Genomic DNA, 18,046 nt, shown 5'->3' on the forward strand with positions numbered 1-18,046 from the left:
CCACCCCGCGCCGAGAACCACCCACTCCCGACCCACGCCCGACCCAGGAGCCGTCATGTTGGAGTCTGCCGCAGCCCTCGTCCAGGAGCACGCCGACCTCGAGCAGCAGCTGGCCGACCCCGAGGTCTTCGGGGACCAGGACCTCGTCCGCCGGTTGAACAAGCGGTATGCCGCGCTGGGACCCACCGTCGCGGCCTACCACGCGTGGCACGCGGCGACCGATGACCTGGCCGCCGCCCGCGAGATGGCCAAGGAGGACGCCGAGTTCGCAGCCGAGGTGCCGTCCCTGGAAGCGACCCTCGAGGCCGCGGAGGACAAGCTGCGCCGCCTGCTGGTGCCCCGCGACCCCGACGACGACCGTGACGTGATCCTCGAGGTGAAGGCGGGGGAGGGTGGCGAGGAGTCCGCGCTGTTCGCGGGCGACCTGCTGCGGATGTACCTGCGCTACGCCGAGCGCCGTGGCTGGAAGACCGAGCTGATCGACGCCACCGAGTCCGACCTCGGCGGGTACAAGGACGTCCGGATGGCCGTCAAGGCCAAGGGGACGCCCGAGCCGGGTGACGCCCCGTGGGCACGCCTCAAGTACGAGGGCGGGGTCCACCGGGTGCAGCGCGTCCCGGTCACCGAGAGCCAGGGTCGCATCCACACCTCGGCCGCCGGCGTCCTCGTCATGCCGGAGGCGGAGGAGGTCGAGGTCGTCATCGACACGAACGACCTCAAGATCGACGTCTACCGCAGCTCCGGCCCCGGCGGGCAGTCGGTCAACACCACCGACTCGGCCGTGCGCATCACGCACCTGCCGACCGGCACCGTCGTCTCCTGCCAGAACGAGAAGAGCCAGCTCCAGAACAAGGAGTCGGCGATGCGCGTCCTGCGGGCCCGCCTGCACCAGCTCGCCCAGGATGCCGCGGACGCCGAGGCCAGCGCCGCGCGTCGGAGCCAGATCCGCACCGTCGACCGCAGCGAGCGCATCCGCACCTACAACTACCCGGAGAACCGCCTCTCCGACCACCGCACCGGGTTCAAGTCCTACAACCTCGACACGGTCCTCGACGGTGAGCTCGACGCCGTCGTCCAGTCGGCGGTCGACGCGGACGAGGCGGCCCGCATGGCAGCGGTCGCCGAGGCGTCCTCAGGCTCGGTGAAGTGACCGACCAGCCCGGCGGCGGCCTGCGGGCAGCGGTCCGGGCGGCCGCAGCCAGGCTCGCGGAGGCCGGCGTGCCCTCCCCGGAGAACGATGCCCTCGCGCTGGCCGCGCACGTGCTCCGGCGCCCGGTGGGCGAGCTGCGCACCGCCATGCTGGTGGGTGCCGCAGCTCCCGACCCCGCGGCCTACGCACGGCTGGTCGAGCACCGGGCCGACCGGGTGCCCCTGCAGCACCTGACGGGGCGAGCGGCCTTCCGCCGCCTCGAGCTGTCGGTGGGACCGGGCGTGTTCACGCCGCGGCCCGAGACCGAGGTGGTCGCCGGGCTCGCGATCGACGCCGCGCTGGCCGTCGACGGCGCACCGGTCGTGGTCGACCTCTGCACGGGTTCGGGGGCGATCGCGCTCGCCGTCGCCGACGAGGTCCCGTCGGCGACCGTGTATGCCGTGGAGCTGGGCGAGGACGCGCACGCCTGGGCGGCGCGCAACGTCGTCGACTCCGGGCTCCCTGTCACCCTCGTGCACGGTGACGCGACGACGGCGTTCCCCGAGCTCGACGGGACCGTCGACGTCGTCGTGTCGAATCCGCCCTACATCCCGGTCGGCATGGTGCCGCTGGACCCCGAGGTCCGCGACCACGACCCGGAGCTCGCGCTGTACGGCGGCAGCGAGGACGGCCTGGCGATCCCGCTCGCGGTCGCGGCACGGGCCGCCGACCTGCTGCGGGCGGGCGGTGTCCTGGTCATGGAGCACGCCGACAGCCAGGGCGAGTCATTGCCTGCGGGGTTGCGCCGCAGCGGTCGGTGGAGCGAGGTCCGCGACGAGGTGGACCTCACCGGTCGCCCGCGGGCCACGGTCGCGGTCCGGCGCTGACGTCGGTCGCCGCGCGCCCTCAGGCGAGCGAGGCCGCGACGAGCGCGCCGGCCGCCTCCTTGGCGGCCCGGGGCGCCTCGGGCGCCGCGTCGAGGGTCCCGCTGGCCAGGCCGCCGTCGAGCAGGAGCGTCAACGACCGGGCCAGGGTGGTGGCGTCGCGCGCCCCGGCCCGGCGGGCGAGGTCCTCGACCCAGCTGAGGACCGAGGCCTTGTGGGCCACGGTGCGCTCGTGGACCGGGGTGCCCGGCTGCGACTCGGCGGCGGCGTTGATGAAGCCGCACCCGCGGTAGCCGTCCCGGCGGCAGGCGTTCTGCAGCGCGTCGAACAGCCCGACGAGCTGGTCGGCCGGGGCGGGGCCGGCGGCCTGCGCGGCCGCGTGGAGCTGACCGGACCAGACGCCGTCGACCTTGTCGAGGTAGGCCAGCACGAGGTCGTCCTTGGCGGGGAAGTGCTTGTAGAAGGTCGCCTTCGCCACCCCCGACTCGGCGATGATCAGGTCCACCCCGACCGCGCGGATCCCCCTGGCGTAGAAGAGCGCGAAGGCGGTCTCCAGGATGCGCTCGCGGGCAGGGCTGGGCCGCGCACCGGTGGCACGGGCGGTGCCCGCGTCGGTCTCCGACGCGTCGGTCTCCGTCGCTGCCGCGGGGGAGGAGCTGGGGGTGGGCACGGGGTGGGCCTCCTCGGAAGGGCGTGCGAGCAGCATACCTTGGCAGTAGACAGATCTGTCTGCTACGTTCCGTGCATCGGTAGACAGATCTGTCTACTCATTCGACCCAGGAGCACACCATGAAGATCGCCGTCCTCGGAACCGGCACGGTCGGCCAGGCCCTCGCGGGGCGCCTGTCCGAGCTGGGCCACGACGTCGTCACCGGCACCCGCGACCCGCAGGCCACCCTCGCGCGGACCGAGCCCGACGGCATGGGCAACCTCCCGTATGCCGCCTGGGCCACCGAGCACCCGCAGGTCACCCTCGCGCCCTTCGCGGACGCGGTCGTCGGCGCGGACGTCGTCGTCAACGCCACCGGAGGGTCCGCCGCCATCCCGGCGCTGCAGGCTGCCGGTGCCGAGGCGCTCGCCGGCAAGGTCGTCCTCGACATCAGCAACCCGCTCGACTTCTCCCAGGGCTTCCCTCCCACCCTGTTCGTCAAGGACACCGACAGCCTCGGGGAGCAGATCCAGCGCGAGTTCCCGCAGGCCCGCGTCGTGAAGTCCCTCAACACGCTGACGGCCGAGCTCATGGTCCGCCCCGCGTCGCTCGGTGCGGAGTCCTCGGTGTTCCTCTCGGGCGACGACCAGGACGCCAAGGCCGTCGTGGCCGAGCTGCTCGAGAGCTTCGGGCACACCGACGTCATCGACCTCGGCGACATCTCCACCGCTCGGGGCACCGAGATGCTCCTCCCGGTCTGGCTGCGGCTCATGGGCGCGCTCGGCACCGGCATGTTCAACTTCAAGATCGTCCGCTGAGCGACCGGCGCGTCCGCACCCGGGGAGCACAACTACGCTGGCGTCCATGAGCCCTGTGTACGACTGCACCACCGAGTCCGGGCGCGCCGAGGGGATCGCGGCAGCCGTCGAGGTCGTCCGGGACGGAGGCGTCGTGGTCCTCCCGACCGACACCGTCTACGGCATCGGTGCCGACGCGTTCTCGCCGGAGGCCGTGGCGTCCGTCCTCGCCGCCAAGGGTCGTGGCCGAGAGATGCCGCCGCCGGTCCTGGTGCCGAGCATCCGCACCGTCGACGGCCTGGCCACCGACATCCCGTCCTGGGCCCGCGACCTGATCCGCGAGTTCTGGCCCGGGCCCCTCACCCTCGTGTTCAAGGCCCAGTCCTCGCTCATGTGGGACCTGGGTGACACCAACGGCACGGTCGCCGTGCGGATGCCCCAGGACGAGACGGCCCTCGCCCTGCTCAGCGAGGTCGGCCCGATGGCGGTCACGAGCGCCAACCTCACCGGCCAGCCCCCGGCCACCACGGCCACCGACGCCGCGGCGCAGCTCGGGGCGGCCGTGGCCGTCTACCTCGACGCCGGACCCACGTCGAGCAACGAGGTCTCGACGATCATCGACTGCACCGGTGCGGAGCCCGAGATGCTGCGGGCCGGGGCCATCACCCAGCAGCAGATCGACGCAGCGCTGCGACCGGCCGAGCCGGAGGACGCCGACGCCGACAACGACGCCGACAACGACGCCGACAACGTCGTCGAGGCGGACGCCGAGGCGACGCCGGTGGCGGTCGACGAACCGCAGCCGTTGCGCGTCCCGGAACCGCTGAGCGACCCCGAGCCGGGGGACGCCCCGGAGCCGGCGCGCGACCCCGGGCCGGCGACGGATCCTTCCCCGACCGAACCGACGCAGGGCCTAGAGTTGCCGGCGGATCCGACCGCCGAACGCACCGCTGCCGACCACCCAGGAGAGACCCGATGACCCAGAGCGACACCTTCTACGGCTCCGACTTCGGGGCCCTGGAGTCCTTCGACCCGGAGATCGCGGGGGTGCTCGTCTCCGAGCTCGACCGCATCCGCGGCGGCCTGCAGCTCATCGCGTCGGAGAACATGTCCAGCCCCGAGGTGCTCACCGCCCTCGGCTCCACGCTGTCCAACAAGTACGCCGAGGGGTACCCCGGGCGTCGCTACTACGGCGGCTGCTCCGAGGTGGACAAGGCCGAGACCCTGGCCATCGACCGGTGCAAGGCGCTGTTCGACGCCGACCACGCGAACGTCCAGCCTCACTCGGGCGCCAGCGCCAACCAGGCGGTCTACGGGGCGTTCATGTCGCCCGGTGACACCATCCTCGCGATGGCGCTGCCCATGGGTGGCCACCTGACCCACGGCACCAAGGTCTCCTTCTCCGGCAAGTGGTTCAACGCGGTGCACTACGGCGTCGACCGCGAGACCGAGGACATCGACTACGCCGAGGTCGAGCGCCTGGCCAAGGAGCACCGCCCCAAGGTGATCCTCGCCGGCGGCTCCGCCATCCCGCGCCTCATCGACTTCGAGTTCTTCCGCCGGCTGGCCGACGAGATCGGCGCGATCTTCTGGGTCGACGCGGCGCACTTCATCGGCCTCGTCGCCGGCAAGGCCATCCCGAGCCCCGTCCCGTACGCCGACGTCGTCACCTTCACGACCCACAAGGTCCTGCGCGGCCCGCGCTCCGGCGCCCTCGTCTGCAAGGCCGAGCACCAGGCGAAGCTCGACAAGGCCGTGTTCCCGATGATGCAGGGTGGCCCGCAGATGCACACCATCGCGGCCAAGGCCGTGAACTTCAAGGAGTGCGCGACGCCGGAGTACCAGGCGTACGCCAAGCAGGTCATCGAGAACGCCAAGGTCCTCGCGACGTCGTTGGGCGAGAAGGGGATCCGCCCGACCACCGGCGGGACCGACACCCACCTGTCGCTCCACGACCTGCAGGGCGTGGGTGTCACCGGCGCCGATGCCGAGGCCCGCTCCGACGCAGCGGGCATCGTGCTCAACAAGAACGCCATCCCGTTCGACCCCCAGAAGCCGAACATCGCCAGCGGCATCCGCGTGGGCACGCCCTGCGTCACGACCCAGGGCATGGGCACCGACGAGATGCGCACGATCGCCGACCTCATCGCGAAGGCCGTCGTCGAGGGCGACGCCGACCCGGACCACGCGGTCTCCAAGGAGGTCCGTGCCGGGGTGAGCGACCTCGTGACCCGCTTCCCGGCATACCCTCGAGGCTGAGTCCCGACCCACCCGAGAGGCGCCTGAGTGCGCGAGTACCTCCTCGTCCTGATGGTCGCCGCGGTGATCACGTATGCCGCGACGCCGCTCATGCGCGCCATCGCGGTGCGCACCGGGGCGTTCACCCCGGTGCGCGACCGTGACGTCCACTCGACGCCGATCCCGCGGCTCGGAGGGGTGGCGATCTTCCTCGGGTTCGCGGCCTCCATGCTGGCGGCGAGCAAGCTGCCCTACCTCGGGCAGGTGTTCGCCCTCGGGCCCGAGCTCAAGGGCACGCTGGTCGGTGCCGGCATCGTGTGCCTGCTCGGGGCGATCGACGACGTGCGCGAGCTGGACTGGCTCACCAAGCTCGGCGGGCAGATGATCGCCGCCGGGATCATGGCGTTCAGCGGCGTCATGCTGTTCCAGCTCCCGATCGGTGGCGTGACGGTGCTGCCCGAGCCGTTCATGGTGGGGCTCACGGTGTTCGCCGTCGTCGTGTTCACGAACGCCGTCAACTTCATCGACGGGCTGGACGGGCTGGCGGCCGGGGTCGTCGTCATCGCCGCCTCGTCGTTCTTCATCTACAGCTACGGCATCTCGCGGACGTTCGACCCGCCGAACGTGTTCTCCTCGGCGACCTTCATCTCCGCCGCCCTGATCGGCTGCTGCCTGGGCTTCCTGCCGCACAACTACCACCCGGCCCGGTTGTTCATGGGCGACTCGGGGGCCCTGCTGCTCGGGCTGCTGCTGGCGGCCGCGACGATCTCGACGACGGGCAACGTGACGCCGTCCCAGGTCAGCACCAACCCCGTGGCGGCGACCTTGCTGCCCCTGGTCGTACCGGGCGCGATCATCCTGCTGCCGCTGGTCGACATCCTGCTCGCGGTCGTGCGTCGGACCGCGCGCGGCGAACGCCCGTGGAGCCCGGACAAGCAGCACCTGCACCACCGGATGCTCCAGATCGGCCACGGCCACCGGCGCGCGGTCATCCTGCTCTGGCTCTGGGCCGCGGTGGCCGCGCTCGGCGCGGTGAGCTTCATCTTCCTCGACCCGTGGGTCGCCGCCGGGGGAGTCCTCGGCGCCGTGCTCCTGGTCGGCGTCCTCACCGCGTGGCTGCCCCGCTGGGCCCCCAGCGGTGGGCGCGCCCGCGCCCTCTAGCGCGGGACCCGGCCCAGCCGCTCCTCCAGGCCTGCCCGCACCTGCGGCCACTCGTCGGCGAGCACGCTGAACACGACCGTGTCGCGGAACGTCCCGTCGGCCCGCCGCGTGTGCCGGCGCAGCACCCCCTCGCGGGTGGCGCCCAGCTTCGCGATCGCTGCCTGGGAGCGCTGGTTGACCGCGTCGGTCTGGATCTTGACTCGCCCGAACCCCAGGTCGAACGCGTGCCCGAGCAGCAGCAGCTTGCACTCCGGGTTCACCGCGGTGCCCCACCACCGCGAGCCGTAGAGCGTCCAGCCGAGGTGGGCTCGTTCGTTGACGACGTCGATGTCACCGAGCGACGTGGTGCCCACGACCGTGCCGGCGGCCCCGAGCCCGCCCGCTCCCGTGAGCCGCACCGTGTATGCCGTGCGACCGACCTCCCGCGCCGCCATCGCGGCGGCGACCAGCGCCCGGGTGGCCGCGAGGTCGGGGGGAGGGGAGGCCATGACGTACCCCTGCGTGTAGACGACGGGGTCGCTGTGCACCGCGTGCAGGCCCTCGGCGTCGTCGGCCCGGACCGGGTCGAGGCGGACGAACGTCCCCTCGAGGGGCGAACCGGACGGAGCACGCGCAGGCATGACGGCAGGCTAGTTGCCGAGCCGCGGACGGCGGCGGCGGGCGGCGTCGGGAACCCCTACGGTGGGACCGCGGAAGGCCCCGCTGTGAAAAGGCTGAACGCTTGTGATACCTTTCACAAGCGCCCACCGAAGGGCGTGACCACCCCTTTCGCCAGGCATTCCAGCCCCGACGAGCAGGCAGGCCACCATGACGCAGCAGAGCGCCCAGACGGGTTCCTACCCGTTCAGCGCGACCCTTCGCGGCGCCCTTGTCCCCACCCTCGTCGCAGGTGGCGTCGCGACCGTGGTCCTCGCGCTGACGCGGGGTCTCGACGGTGGCGTCTCCGCCCTCGTGGGTGTGGCCATCGCCGTCGTCTTCTTCGGCTCCGGCCTGCTCCTCATGGACAAGCTGGTGCGCGACCGCGACCCGATGCTCTTCATGGCCGTCGGGATGGCGATCTACTTCGGCCAGGTGCTCCTGCTGCTCGGGGTCCTCGTCGTCGCCGGACGCATCGAGAGCCTCGACAGCTGGGCCGCGGGGGTGGCCATGCTCGTGGCCGTCCTGGCCTGGCAGGTCGGTCAGGTCCGCGCCTGGCGACGTGCCCGCGTCCCCGTCTACGACCCGCCGTCGGACCTGCCGTCCGCGGGTGGCACGGACACCCCTGCCGACCCGTCGTCGACCGGAGCAGGTGAGGGGCGGTGACGGGCCGGTCCCGCGTCGCCCCGATGCTGCGGAGTCGGGTAGCGTACCTACCGTTCTGCGCCGAGCCGGTGTCGAGCATGCATTCGTCCCGGTTGTCCCGCACCGACCGTGAAGTCTTCGCGGTGAACGGGTTGCACGTCAGTTCATTCGAGGAGAGGCAGTGAGCCCAAACATGGTGTCTGCGGACATGGTCACGAATCTCGTGGCCGCAGGAGGCGAGGACGGGTTCAAGACCCCCGGCGTCGCCGACTTCTGGTGGCCGCTCATCGGTGGCAACAGCCCGTGGACGCTGACCCGTCCCGCGCTCGTCCTGCTGATCTCGGTCGGCATCCTGGGCTGGTTCTTCGTCTCGGTGTCGCGCAAGCTCACGGTCGTCCCGGGCAAGACGCAGTTCATGGCCGAGGGCGCCTACAACTTCGTGCGCAACACGATCGGCCGCGACATCATCGGCACCAAGGACTTCATGCAGTTCGTGCCGCTGCTGTTCACGCTCTTCACGATGATCCTGGTCAACAACCTGTTCGGGATCATCCCGTTCGTGCAGTTCCCCACGATGAGCCGCGTCGGCATCCCGATCGTCCTGACCCTCATCGTCTACATCGTCTACCACACGGTCGCGATCCGTCGTAAGCACGGCGTCCTCCCGTACTTCAAGTCGCTGATCCCCCCGGGCCTGCCCGGCTGGCTCAAGCCGATCCTGTTCGTGCTGGAGTTCCTGACCTACTTCGTGATCCGCCCGCTCACGCTCGCCCTGCGACTGTTCGGCAACATGCTCGCCGGCCACCTCATGCTGCTGGTGTTCATCATCGGCGGCGAGTACCTGCTGCTGCACGGCAGCAACCTGTTCCTGAACTTCTCGGGCGTCCTCGCCTTCGGGTTCTCGATCGGCATGACGTTCTTCGAGCTCCTCATCGAGTTCCTCCAGGCGTTCATCTTCACTCTTCTTGCGGCGCTCTACATCTCGGACGCGGTGTCCGAGCACCACTAGCCCGCTCGACCGTCGAGGCCCCCGGCCTCGCGTGCACCACCTGAATATCCACACCCCCGACACCGGGAAGCGGTCCCGGTGCCATGGAAAGGAAACGACATGTACGGCTCCATCGCCTACCTGGGCTACGGCCTCGCTGCTATCGGCCCCGGCATCGGTGTCGGCCTGATCTTCGCCGCCTACATCAACGGCGTCGCCCGTCAGCCCGAGGCTCGCGGCATGCTCCAGACCATCGCCTTCACCGGCATGGCGATCACCGAGGCGCTCGCCATCCTCGGTCTGGTGTTCGCGTTCGTCTTCCAGGGCACCAACCCGAACTGACGCGGCCCCGCCGCCCTCGTGCCACACCCGATCGCTTAAGAGATAAGGACGCGATGTGATCCCCGCATCCATAGTCGCTGAGGGGGAGACCACCGGATTCCCCTCGGGATTCCCGCTGCTCCCGCACCCCGCCGAGATGATCGTCGGGCTCATCGCCTTCGGGATCTTGTACTGGCTGTACAAGACCAAGGTCGTGCCGCGCATGGAGGAGCTGTACGCCGAGCGCACGGCTGCCATCGAGGGCGGCATGCAGCAGGCCGAAGAGGCCCAGCAGCAGGCCCAGGCTGCTCTCGAGCAGTACCAGGCCCAGCTGGCCGAGGCTCGCGCCGAGGCTGCTCGCATCCGCGAGGAGGCTCGCGAGCAGGGTGCGGCGATCGTCGTGGAGATGCGCGGTCACGCGCAGTCCGAGGCGGCTCGCATCACCGAGGCCGCGCACAAGCAGATCGAGGCCGAGCGCCAGCAGGCCGTCGTGTCGCTGCGGGCCGAGGTGGGTCGCCTGTCGACCGACCTGGCCAGCCGCATCGTGGGCGAGTCCCTCGAGGACGAGGCACGCCAGCGCGGGATCGTCGACCGCTTCCTCGCGGAGCTCGAGTCCGGCCAGGTGCAGCCCGAGAAGGTCGGAGAGGGCGCCTGATGCGTGGTTCGTCGCGGGCCTCCGCCATCGCCGGGAGCACGGCCCTCGAGGCCGCGCTCTCCGCAGGCACGGACCGCCGGGCCCTCGCCGAGGAGCTCCTCGCGGTGACCGCCCTCATCGACGGCAACGCCACGCTGCGACGGGCCCTCGCGGACCCGTCACGCGAGGCGGCCGGCAAGCAGGAGCTCGCCGAGCGCCTGTTGTCGGGCAAGGTCTCCGCGGAGACCGTCGTCGTGGTCAAGGCCCTCGTGGGCCAGCGCTGGGCGACCGAGCGCGACCTGTCCGACACGGTCGAGCGGCTCGGGATCGAGGCGCTGCTCGCCGACGCCGAGGCCAACGGGCACATCGACCGGGTCGAGGACGAGCTGTTCCGCTTCGAGCGGATCGTCGCCGGCAACCCGGACCTGCGCGACCGCCTGACCAACCGCCAGGGCGACGTCCAGGCCAAGGCCGGCATCGTGGCGCAGCTGCTCGAGGGCAAGGCCAGCGAGGAGACGGTCCGGCTCGCACGCCAGGCCGTGCTGGCCCCCCGTGGGCGCAAGCTCGACCGCACGCTCGAGGGCTACCTCGCCCTCGCGGCGACGCGGCGCGAGCAGGTCACGGCCGTCGTCACGGCCGCCACCGACCTCACCGAGCAGCAGCGTGAGCGTCTTGCCGCAGCGCTGCAGAACATCTACGGCAAGACCATCGTGCTGCAGGTCGTCCGCGACGAGCAGGTCATCGGTGGCATCCGCGTGCAGGTCGGCGACGAGGTCGTCGACGGCACGATCCTGCGGCGCCTCGACGAGGCCCGCAGGCACATCGCCGGCTGACGGCACGCACCACAACTCCACAGCACGACCACCACACCGCCTTCCGGTCCGAGCCCCCTCGGCGCCGGTCACTGCACCACTCAAGGGAGAAGAGATCAGATGACGGAGCTTTCGATCCGTCCGGAGGAGATCCGGGACGCACTGGACAACTTCGTTCAGTCCTACGAGCCCGGCACGGCCTCCCGCGAAGAGGTCGGCCGCGTCAGCGACGCCGGTGACGGCATCGCCCACGTCGAGGGCCTGCCCTCGTGCATGACCAACGAGCTGCTCGAGTTCGAGGACGGGACGCTGGGCCTCGCGCTCAACCTCGACGTCCACGAGATCGGCGTCGTCATCCTCGGTGACTTCTCCAAGATCGAGGAGGGCCAGGAGGTCAAGCGGACCGGCGAGGTGCTGTCGGTGCCCGTCGGCGACGCGTTCCTCGGTCGGGTCGTCAACCCGCTGGGCCAGCCGATCGACGGTCTCGGCGAGGTCGCCACGACCGAGCGCCGCGCCCTCGAGCTGCAGGCGCCCACCGTGGTGCAGCGCAAGTCCGTGCACGAGCCGCTGCAGACCGGCCTCAAGGCCGTCGACGCCATGACCCCCATCGGTCGCGGCCAGCGCCAGCTCATCATCGGTGACCGCCAGACCGGCAAGACCACGGTCGCGGTCGACACGATCATCAACCAGAAGCAGAACTGGGACTCGGGCGACCCGGAGAAGCAGGTTCGCTGCATCTACGTCGCCATGGGCCAGAAGGGCTCGACCATCGCTGCCGTCCGCGGCACGCTGGAAGAGGCCGGTGCCCTGGAGTACACGACCATCGTCGCGGCGCCCGCGTCCGACTCGGCCGGCTTCAAGTACCTCGCGCCCTACACCGGTTCGGCCATCGGCCAGCACTGGATGTACCAGGGCAAGCACGTCCTCATCGTGTTCGACGACCTGTCCAAGCAGGCCGAGGCCTACCGCGCCGTGTCGCTGCTGCTGCGTCGCCCGCCGGGCCGCGAGGCCTACCCCGGTGACGTCTTCTACCTGCACTCCCGCCTGCTGGAGCGCTGCGCGAAGCTGTCCGACGAGCTCGGCGCCGGCTCCATGACGGGTCTGCCGATCATCGAGACCAAGGCCGGTGACGTCTCCGCGTACATCCCGACCAACGTCATCTCCATCACCGACGGCCAGATCTACCTCCAGGCCGACCTCTTCAACGCCAACGTGCGTCCCGCGATCGACGTGGGTGTCTCCGTCTCCCGTGTCGGTGGCGCCGCCCAGATCAAGGCCATGAAGGAGGTCTCCGGTCGTCTGAAGCTCGACCTCGCGCAGTTCCGCGCGATGGAGGCGTTCGCCATGTTCGCCTCGGACCTCGACCCCGCCTCCCGCGCCCAGCTCGCGAAGGGTGCCCGCCTCGTCGAGCTCCTCAAGCAGAAGCAGGCCGCGCCGTTCCCGGTCGAGGAGCAGGTCGTGTCCATCTGGACCGGCACCACCGGCCAGCTCGACTCGATCGCGGTGGAGGACGTCTCCCGCTTCGAGGCCGAGTTCCTCGACTACCTGCGTCGCGAGAAGAAGGGCCTCCTGGACGCCATCCGCGAGTCCAAGAAGTTCGAGGACGAGACCCGCTCCGGGCTCGAGGACGCGGTCACCGCGTTCAAGCAGCAGTTCGCCGCCTCCGGCTCCGAGCACACCCCCGTCGGCCACGAGGCCGACCCGGGCGAGCTCGAGCACGAGGTCGAGCAGGAGAAGATCGTCAAGCAGAAGCGCTGAGTCGGCTGCCGGGTGCGCGCCTGTCGCGCACCCGGCACCGCAGGCGAGCGGCCGCGGGGGAGACCCCGCAGCACCCCCCGAACTGATCGGCGGCGACCAGCCGCACCAGGAACGAACGAGAGAGGCGGCAACATATGGGAGCGCAGATGCGGGTCTACCGCCAGCGCATCCGGTCCGTCCAGGCGACCAAGAAGATCACGCGCGCGATGGAGCTCATCGCGGCCTCCCGCGTGGTCAAGGCGCAGCAGCGTGTGCGCGAGTCCTCGCCCTACGCCCGTGCGCTGACCCGGGCCGTCTCGGCCGTGGCGACGTTCTCGAACGTCGACCACCCGCTGACCACCGAGTCCGAGGAGGTGCGCCGCGCCGCTGTGCTCGTCGTGACCTCCGACCGTGGTCTGGCTGGCGCCTACAGCTCCTCCGTCCTCAAGGAGAGCGAGCGCCTCATCGGCGAGCTCAAGGCGGACGGCAAGGAGGTCACGCCCTTCCTCGTCGGACGCAAGGCGGTGGCCTTCTACAAGTTCCGCAAGCGCGAGTACGCCGACGAGTGGACCGGCTTCACCGACCAGCCCACCTTCGAGGTCGCCCGTGAGATCGGGGAGACCCTGGTCGCCGCGTTCAACCGTGACCACTCCGAGGGCGGGGTCGACGAGGTGCACATCGTGTTCACGCGCTTCGTCAACATGGTCTCCCAGGAGCCCGACGTCATCCGCATGCTGCCGCTCGAGGTCGTCGAGGGCGAAGAGGCCCCGGCCGAGGACGACGTGCTGCCGCTCTACGAGTTCGAGCCGAGCGCCGAGCAGGTGCTCGACGCGTTGCTGCCGAAGTACGTCACGGCGCGCATCTACAACTGCCTGCTGCAGGCCGCCGCGTCCGAGCTCGCTTCGCGCCAGAAGGCGATGAAGTCGGCCACGGACAACGCCGAAGAGCTCATCAAGAAGTACACCCGGCTGGCCAACCAGGCTCGCCAGGCTGAGATCACCCAAGAGATCAGCGAGATCGTGGGCGGCGCCAGCGCCCTCGCCGACGCCAGTTGAGAAGGTAGAGAGAAACCAATGACTGCCACTGTCACTGAAGAGACCAAGGCCGCCACCCCGGGTGGCATCGGCCGCATCTCCCGCATCATCGGCCCGGTCGTCGACGTGGAGTTCCCCGCGGACGCCATGCCGGAGCAGTACAACCTGCTGACCACGTCGGTCGAGCTCCTGGGGGAGACCAAGAACCTCAACCTCGAGGTCGCCCAGCACATCGGCGACAACATGGTCCGCGCCATCTCCCTGCAGCCGACCGACGGCCTCGTCCGCGGTACGCAGGTCCAGGACACCGGTGGCCCCATCTCGGTGCCCGTCGGTGACCAGACCCTGGGCAAGGTCTTCAACACCACCGGTGAGGTCATGAACCTCGCCGAGGGCGAGACCTTCGAGGTCAAGGAGCGCTGGGGCATCCACCGCAAGGCCCCGGCCTTCGACCAGCTCGAGTCCAAGACCCAGATGTTCGAGACCGGCATCAAGGTCATCGACCTGCTGACCCCCTACGTCCAGGGTGGCAAGATCGGCCTGTTCGGCGGCGCCGGCGTGGGCAAGACGGTGCTCATCCAGGAGATGATCGCCCGTGTCGCCCGCGACCACGGTGGTGTGTCGGTGTTCGCCGGTGTCGGCGAGCGCACCCGTGAGGGCAACGACCTCATGGTCGAGATGGAGGAGGCGGGCGTCCTCGGACAGACCGCCCTCGTCTTCGGCCAGATGGACGAGCCGCCGGGCACGCGTCTTCGCGTCGCGCTCTCCGCGCTGACCATGGCGGAGTACTTCCGTGACGTGCAGAACCAGGACGTGCTGCTCTTCATCGACAACATCTTCCGCTTCACCCAGGCCGGTTCCGAGGTCTCCACCCTCCTCGGCCGCATGCCGTCCGCCGTGGGTTACCAGCCCACCCTCGCCGACGAGATGGGCACGCTCCAGGAGCGCATCACCTCGACGCGTGGTCACTCGATCACCTCGATGCAGGCGATCTACGTGCCGGCCGACGACTACACCGACCCGGCCCCGGCCACGACGTTCGCCCACCTCGACGCGACGACCGAGCTCTCCCGTGAGATCGCCTCGCTGGGCATCTACCCGGCCGTGGACCCGCTCACGTCGACCTCGCGCATCCTCGACCGTCGTTACATCGCCGAGGACCACTACAACACCGCGGTGCGCGTCAAGCAGATCCTCCAGCGCAACAAGGAGCTGCAGGACATCATCGCCATCCTCGGCATCGACGAGCTCTCCGAAGAGGACAAGATCCTCGTCAACCGCGCCCGTCGCATCCAGCGCTTCCTGTCGCAGAACACCTACGTCGCCAAGCAGTTCACCGGCATCGAGGGTTCGACGGTCCCGCTGACCGACAGCATCGAGGCGTTCACGAAGATCGCCGACGGCGAGTACGACCACGTGCCCGAGCAGGCGTTCTTCATGTGTGGTGGCCTCGACGACGTCGAGCGCCAGGCCGCGGAGATCGAGAAGAACCTCTGACGCCACGGCGTCGCAGCACGATGACGCGCGAGCGTCGCCCGCAGCACCCGTAGGTCGTGGGGCCAGCCGCACTGGCTGGCCCCACGGCATACCACCCGTCGGGGGGCCTCCCCGCGACGGTCGTTAGACTCGAGCAGTACGCATTCCCCGTGGAGGACACCGTGAGCACCCTGCAGGTTGAACTCGTCGCCGCCGACCGCAAGGTCTGGGAGGGCGAGGCCGAGATGGTCCAGGCCCGCACCATCGACGGCGAGCTGGGCATCCTGCCCGGCCACACGCCCCTGCTCGGCGTCCTCGTCGAGGGCGAGGTTCGCATCAAGACCGGCGGCAGCACCGCCGTCGCCACCGTGGACGGCGGGTTCCTCTCCGTCGACCGCGACAAGGTCATCATCGTCGCCGAGGCCGTCGACGCCTCCCAGATCCCGGCCTAACCGGAAGGGGTGAGCATGTCGCCCGTGGTCTTGTTCGAGATCACCGTGGGGACGCTCGCCCTGCTCGCAGTCCTGGCGCTGGCGTACATCTTCGTGCGCCGGCGCCTCCTGTCGTCCGGGGCTCCCCTCATGCTCTGTGCGCTGCGACTCCCGGGCCGCACGTCGTACCGGTTGGGCCTGCTGCGCTTCTCCGGCCCCTCGCTGGAGTGGTTCACCCTCATCGGGCCCTCCCCGCGCCCGGTCCGTTCGTGGGAGCGGCCACGGCTCGAGCTCGGGCCGCCGGAGGTCGCGCAGGAGCCCATCTCCGGACTGCCCGACGCGGTCACCGTCGAGTGCCACTACGAGGACGAGCAGTTCCGGATCGCCCTCGCCCCGCCTGCCTACACGGCGATGCGCAGCTGGCTGGAGAGCTCGCCCCCGGGCTTCAACGTCAACGTCGCCTGAGCGTCACTTCTTCGCGCGGGGCGCCTCGGCACGGCCGCCACCGGGCTGCCAGAGGACGTCGCCGCCGATCGGCAGGTTCGCGACGCGCGCCAGCACGAACAGCAGGTCCGACAAGCGGTTCAGGTATGTCGCGGTGAGGACGTTGACGCCGCCCTCACCCTTGGTGCCGGTGCCCGGCTGGTCCCCGTAGGCGTCGATGGCCGCCCACGCAGCCCGCTCGGCCCGGCGCACCACGGTCGTGGCCACGTGCAGGTGGGCCGAGCCCACGGTGCCGCCCGGGAGGATGAAGGACCGCAGCTTCTCGACGCGCTCGAGGTAGCGGTCGCAGTCGGCCTCGAGCTCGTCGATCCAGGCCTGCTCCACCCGCAGCGGTGGGTACTCGTAGGTCGGCTGCAGGGGGGTGCAAAGGTCGGCCCCCACGTCGAACAGGTCGTTCTGCACCCGGAGCAGGGTGGCCCGCAGGTCCTCGGGCAGCTCCCCGGCGGCAAGGGCGACGCCGATGGCGGCGTTCGCCTCGTTGGTGTCGGCGTAGGCGAGGAGGCGGACGTCGGTCTTGCTGGTCCGGCTCATGTCGCCGAGGTGGGTCTTCCCGTCGTCGCCGGTGCGGGTGTAGATGCGGGTGAGGTTGACCATGGCTGCAGCCTGTCAGATGGGGGAGTCGGGCGCGGATAGGGTGGGTCGGTGGCTGAGAGATTCAGGGTTGTCGGAGGCACCGCGCTGCGCGGCGAGGTGGCCGTGTGGGGCGCGAAGAACAGCGCCCTCAAGCTCATGGCGGTGGCGTTGCTCGCCGTCGGCCGCACCCGCCTCACGAACGTCCCGGCCATCCTCGACGTGACGATCATGGCCGAGCTCCTCCGGCGCCTCGGCTGCACGGTGGACTACGACGCGCCTTCCGGGGTCGTCGAGATCGACGTGCCGGAGAAGATCGGCCACCGCGCCGACTACGACCTCGTCCGGGCCCTGCGTGCCTCGACCGCCGTGCTGGGGCCACTCGTGGCACGCACCGGTTCGGCGGACGTGGCCGTCCCCGGTGGGGACGCGATCGGTTCGCGCGGGCTCGACCTGCACGCAGCCGGGCTGGAGGCGCTCGGTGCCAGCGTCCACGTGACGCACGGCTTCCTCGTCGCCGAGGCGCCCCGCGGGCTGGACGGTGCAGAGATCCGCCTCGACTTCCCGAGCGTCGGCGCCACCGAGAACGTCCTCACCGCGGCGGTCCTCGCCCGGGGGACGACCCGCCTGGAGAACGCCGCCCGCGAGCCGGAGATCGCCGACATCGCCGCGATGCTCACCTCGATGGGCGCGCAGATCAGCGGTGCAGGCACCTCGGTGATCGAGGTGCACGGCGTCGACAGCCTCACCGCGATCGAGCACGCCGTCGTCCCCGACCGGATCGCCGCCGGCACCTGGGCGTTCGCCGCCTCCGCCACCCGCGGCGACGTCGAGGTGGTCGGCGCCAACAGCGCCCACCTCGTCGCCGCCCTCGAGCTGGTCGAGGCCAGCGGGGCGACGGTCACCGACACCCCGCGCGGCTTCCGCGTCGACTCCGGCGGGCGTCGACCCAGGGCGTTCGACGTCGCCACGCTGCCCTACCCGGGCTTCCCGACCGACCTGCAGCCCTTCGCACTCGCCTGCAACGCCGTCGCAGAGGGGTCGGCGATGATCACCGAGAACCTCTTCGAGGCCCGGTTCCGGACGGTGCAGGAGCTCAACCGCCTCGGCGCCGAGACCCGGATCGACGGCCACCACGTCATGGTCCACGGTGTCGAACGGCTCTCCGGGGCGCCGGTCGAGGCCAGCGACATCCGAGCCGGCGCTGCGCTCGTGATCGCCGGGCTGGTCGCCGACGGCGTCACGACCGTCAGCGGGGCCCAGCACATCGACCGCGGGTACGCCGGCTTCGCCGAGAGCATGCAGGGCCTCGGCGCGGACGTCACCCGGGAGCCGGACGACGACCCGTTCCTGTGACCGTCGGCCCCTTGGGGTGTGACGCAGGTCTCAACAGTTACCCA

The 18,046-nt window shown here is 70.6% G+C and carries 20 protein-coding genes; 17 read left to right on the forward strand and 3 right to left on the reverse strand.

Features of this window, described 5'->3' with window-relative positions:
• The first annotated feature begins 55 nt into the window (after nt 1–55).
• Both prfA and prmC read left to right on the forward strand, forming a co-directional pair.
• Nucleotides 56–1,150 (forward strand): peptide chain release factor 1, encoded by a 1,095-nt coding sequence (gene prfA / locus ACYVKF_RS04610; RefSeq protein ID WP_460965165.1) that lies wholly within the window; start codon nt 56–58, stop codon nt 1,148–1,150.
• Complete coding sequence (prmC, locus tag ACYVKF_RS04615; RefSeq protein ID WP_460965167.1) at nt 1,147–2,016, forward strand: peptide chain release factor N(5)-glutamine methyltransferase; 870 nt, start codon at nt 1,147–1,149, stop codon at nt 2,014–2,016. Before prfA ends, prmC begins: the two co-directional genes overlap by 4 nt.
• A 19-nt stretch (nt 2,017–2,035) precedes the next feature.
• Here prmC and ACYVKF_RS04620 read toward each other — a convergent pair whose 3' ends face one another.
• Nucleotides 2,036–2,683, reverse strand: coding sequence for a TetR/AcrR family transcriptional regulator (locus ACYVKF_RS04620; RefSeq protein WP_460965169.1), 648 nt, complete (start codon nt 2,681–2,683; stop codon nt 2,036–2,038).
• 119 nt (nt 2,684–2,802) lie between these two features.
• Here ACYVKF_RS04620 and ACYVKF_RS04625 point away from each other — a divergent pair, with 119 nt between their 5' ends.
• Genes ACYVKF_RS04625 through ACYVKF_RS04640 form a run of 4 tightly spaced genes read left to right on the forward strand, consistent with a single transcriptional unit; the run spans nt 2,803 to nt 6,858 of the window.
• Nucleotides 2,803–3,480: an NADPH-dependent F420 reductase gene (locus ACYVKF_RS04625; RefSeq protein WP_460965171.1), complete on the forward strand. Its 678-nt coding sequence runs from the start codon at nt 2,803–2,805 to the stop codon at nt 3,478–3,480.
• 46 nt (nt 3,481–3,526) lie between these two features.
• The gene (locus ACYVKF_RS04630; protein WP_460965173.1) at nt 3,527–4,438 is read left to right on the forward strand and encodes an L-threonylcarbamoyladenylate synthase; all 912 of its coding nucleotides are present in this window, start codon (nt 3,527–3,529) and stop codon (nt 4,436–4,438) included.
• Nucleotides 4,435–5,718, forward strand: a complete 1,284-nt coding sequence (locus ACYVKF_RS04635) for a serine hydroxymethyltransferase (protein WP_460965175.1) — start codon at nt 4,435–4,437, stop codon at nt 5,716–5,718. The genes ACYVKF_RS04630 and ACYVKF_RS04635 overlap by 4 nt, the downstream gene beginning before the upstream one ends.
• Before the next feature lie 27 nt (nt 5,719–5,745).
• A complete protein-coding gene (locus ACYVKF_RS04640) occupies nt 5,746–6,858 on the forward strand; it encodes an MraY family glycosyltransferase (RefSeq protein WP_460965177.1) in 1,113 nt (370 codons plus the stop codon).
• Here the strand turns inward: ACYVKF_RS04640 and ACYVKF_RS04645 are convergent.
• Nucleotides 6,855–7,478: a GNAT family N-acetyltransferase gene (locus ACYVKF_RS04645; RefSeq protein WP_056918253.1), complete on the reverse strand. Its 624-nt coding sequence runs from the start codon at nt 7,476–7,478 to the stop codon at nt 6,855–6,857. The two genes, ACYVKF_RS04640 and ACYVKF_RS04645, sit on opposite strands and share 4 nt — an antisense overlap.
• A 187-nt stretch (nt 7,479–7,665) precedes the next feature.
• Here ACYVKF_RS04645 and ACYVKF_RS04650 point away from each other — a divergent pair, with 187 nt between their 5' ends.
• The 10 genes from ACYVKF_RS04650 to ACYVKF_RS04695 all read left to right on the forward strand — a co-directional run bounded on the left by ACYVKF_RS04650 (nt 7,666) and on the right by ACYVKF_RS04695 (nt 16,037).
• Nucleotides 7,666–8,160 (forward strand): hypothetical protein, encoded by a 495-nt coding sequence (locus ACYVKF_RS04650; RefSeq protein ID WP_056915260.1) that lies wholly within the window; start codon nt 7,666–7,668, stop codon nt 8,158–8,160.
• A 187-nt stretch (nt 8,161–8,347) separates the two neighbouring features.
• A complete protein-coding gene (gene atpB / locus ACYVKF_RS04655) occupies nt 8,348–9,148 on the forward strand; it encodes a F0F1 ATP synthase subunit A (protein ID WP_235529060.1) in 801 nt (266 codons plus the stop codon).
• Nucleotides 9,149–9,247: 99 nt separating this feature from the next.
• Complete coding sequence (atpE, locus tag ACYVKF_RS04660; RefSeq protein WP_030527793.1) at nt 9,248–9,469, forward strand: ATP synthase F0 subunit C; 222 nt, start codon at nt 9,248–9,250, stop codon at nt 9,467–9,469.
• A gap of 55 nt (nt 9,470–9,524) precedes the next feature.
• Nucleotides 9,525–10,103: a F0F1 ATP synthase subunit B gene (locus ACYVKF_RS04665; protein ID WP_082552853.1), complete on the forward strand. Its 579-nt coding sequence runs from the start codon at nt 9,525–9,527 to the stop codon at nt 10,101–10,103.
• Nucleotides 10,103–10,915 (forward strand): F0F1 ATP synthase subunit delta, encoded by an 813-nt coding sequence (locus ACYVKF_RS04670; protein ID WP_460965181.1) that lies wholly within the window; start codon nt 10,103–10,105, stop codon nt 10,913–10,915. The genes ACYVKF_RS04665 and ACYVKF_RS04670 overlap by 1 nt, the downstream gene beginning before the upstream one ends.
• A gap of 99 nt (nt 10,916–11,014) precedes the next feature.
• A complete protein-coding gene (atpA, locus tag ACYVKF_RS04675; RefSeq protein WP_056915257.1) occupies nt 11,015–12,652 on the forward strand; it encodes a F0F1 ATP synthase subunit alpha in 1,638 nt (545 codons plus the stop codon).
• 134 nt (nt 12,653–12,786) lie between these two features.
• Nucleotides 12,787–13,686: a F0F1 ATP synthase subunit gamma gene (locus tag ACYVKF_RS04680; protein ID WP_056915256.1), complete on the forward strand. Its 900-nt coding sequence runs from the start codon at nt 12,787–12,789 to the stop codon at nt 13,684–13,686.
• Between the two features lie 18 nt (nt 13,687–13,704).
• On the forward strand, nt 13,705–15,162 hold the full coding sequence (gene atpD, locus ACYVKF_RS04685; protein ID WP_056915255.1) for a F0F1 ATP synthase subunit beta: 1,458 nt from the start codon (nt 13,705–13,707) through the stop codon (nt 15,160–15,162).
• Nucleotides 15,163–15,323: 161 nt separating this feature from the next.
• Nucleotides 15,324–15,593 carry a F0F1 ATP synthase subunit epsilon gene (locus ACYVKF_RS04690; RefSeq protein ID WP_056917208.1) on the forward strand — a complete coding sequence of 90 codons (270 nt, stop codon included), beginning with the start codon at nt 15,324–15,326 and terminating at the stop codon, nt 15,591–15,593.
• Between the two features lie 15 nt (nt 15,594–15,608).
• Nucleotides 15,609–16,037 carry a DUF2550 family protein gene (locus tag ACYVKF_RS04695; RefSeq protein ID WP_056915254.1) on the forward strand — a complete coding sequence of 143 codons (429 nt, stop codon included), beginning with the start codon at nt 15,609–15,611 and terminating at the stop codon, nt 16,035–16,037.
• Between the two features lie 3 nt (nt 16,038–16,040).
• On the opposite strand, the gene ACYVKF_RS04700 is transcribed toward ACYVKF_RS04695, so the two are convergent.
• Nucleotides 16,041–16,670, reverse strand: a complete 630-nt coding sequence (locus tag ACYVKF_RS04700) for a cob(I)yrinic acid a,c-diamide adenosyltransferase (RefSeq protein WP_056915253.1) — start codon at nt 16,668–16,670, stop codon at nt 16,041–16,043.
• Between the two features lie 48 nt (nt 16,671–16,718).
• On the opposite strand from ACYVKF_RS04700, the gene murA reads away from it, so the two are divergent.
• Nucleotides 16,719–18,002, forward strand: a complete 1,284-nt coding sequence (gene murA / locus ACYVKF_RS04705; protein WP_056915252.1) for a UDP-N-acetylglucosamine 1-carboxyvinyltransferase — start codon at nt 16,719–16,721, stop codon at nt 18,000–18,002.
• Nucleotides 18,003–18,046: the final 44 nt, after the last annotated feature.

This window comes from Pedococcus soli (assembly GCF_054782575.1).

What these genes read in the sequence shown, in the direction of transcription:
- prfA (WP_460965165.1), top strand. Translation starts at nt 56, where the DNA reads ATGTTGGAGTCTGCCGCAGCCCTCGTCCAGGAGCACGCCGACCTCGAG.
- ACYVKF_RS04625 (WP_460965171.1), top strand. Translation starts at nt 2,803, where the DNA reads ATGAAGATCGCCGTCCTCGGAACCGGCACGGTCGGCCAGGCCCTCGCG.
- ACYVKF_RS04630 (WP_460965173.1), top strand. Translation starts at nt 3,527, where the DNA reads ATGAGCCCTGTGTACGACTGCACCACCGAGTCCGGGCGCGCCGAGGGG.
- ACYVKF_RS04635 (WP_460965175.1), top strand. Translation starts at nt 4,435, where the DNA reads ATGACCCAGAGCGACACCTTCTACGGCTCCGACTTCGGGGCCCTGGAG.
- ACYVKF_RS04645 (WP_056918253.1), bottom strand. Translation starts at nt 7,478, where the DNA reads ATGCCTGCGCGTGCTCCGTCCGGTTCGCCCCTCGAGGGGACGTTCGTC.
- ACYVKF_RS04650 (WP_056915260.1), top strand. Translation starts at nt 7,666, where the DNA reads ATGACGCAGCAGAGCGCCCAGACGGGTTCCTACCCGTTCAGCGCGACC.
- atpB (WP_235529060.1), top strand. Translation starts at nt 8,348, where the DNA reads ATGGTCACGAATCTCGTGGCCGCAGGAGGCGAGGACGGGTTCAAGACC.
- atpE (WP_030527793.1), top strand. Translation starts at nt 9,248, where the DNA reads ATGTACGGCTCCATCGCCTACCTGGGCTACGGCCTCGCTGCTATCGGC.
- ACYVKF_RS04670 (WP_460965181.1), top strand. Translation starts at nt 10,103, where the DNA reads ATGCGTGGTTCGTCGCGGGCCTCCGCCATCGCCGGGAGCACGGCCCTC.
- atpA (WP_056915257.1), top strand. Translation starts at nt 11,015, where the DNA reads ATGACGGAGCTTTCGATCCGTCCGGAGGAGATCCGGGACGCACTGGAC.
- ACYVKF_RS04680 (WP_056915256.1), top strand. Translation starts at nt 12,787, where the DNA reads ATGGGAGCGCAGATGCGGGTCTACCGCCAGCGCATCCGGTCCGTCCAG.
- atpD (WP_056915255.1), top strand. Translation starts at nt 13,705, where the DNA reads ATGACTGCCACTGTCACTGAAGAGACCAAGGCCGCCACCCCGGGTGGC.
- ACYVKF_RS04695 (WP_056915254.1), top strand. Translation starts at nt 15,609, where the DNA reads ATGTCGCCCGTGGTCTTGTTCGAGATCACCGTGGGGACGCTCGCCCTG.
- ACYVKF_RS04700 (WP_056915253.1), bottom strand. Translation starts at nt 16,670, where the DNA reads ATGGTCAACCTCACCCGCATCTACACCCGCACCGGCGACGACGGGAAG.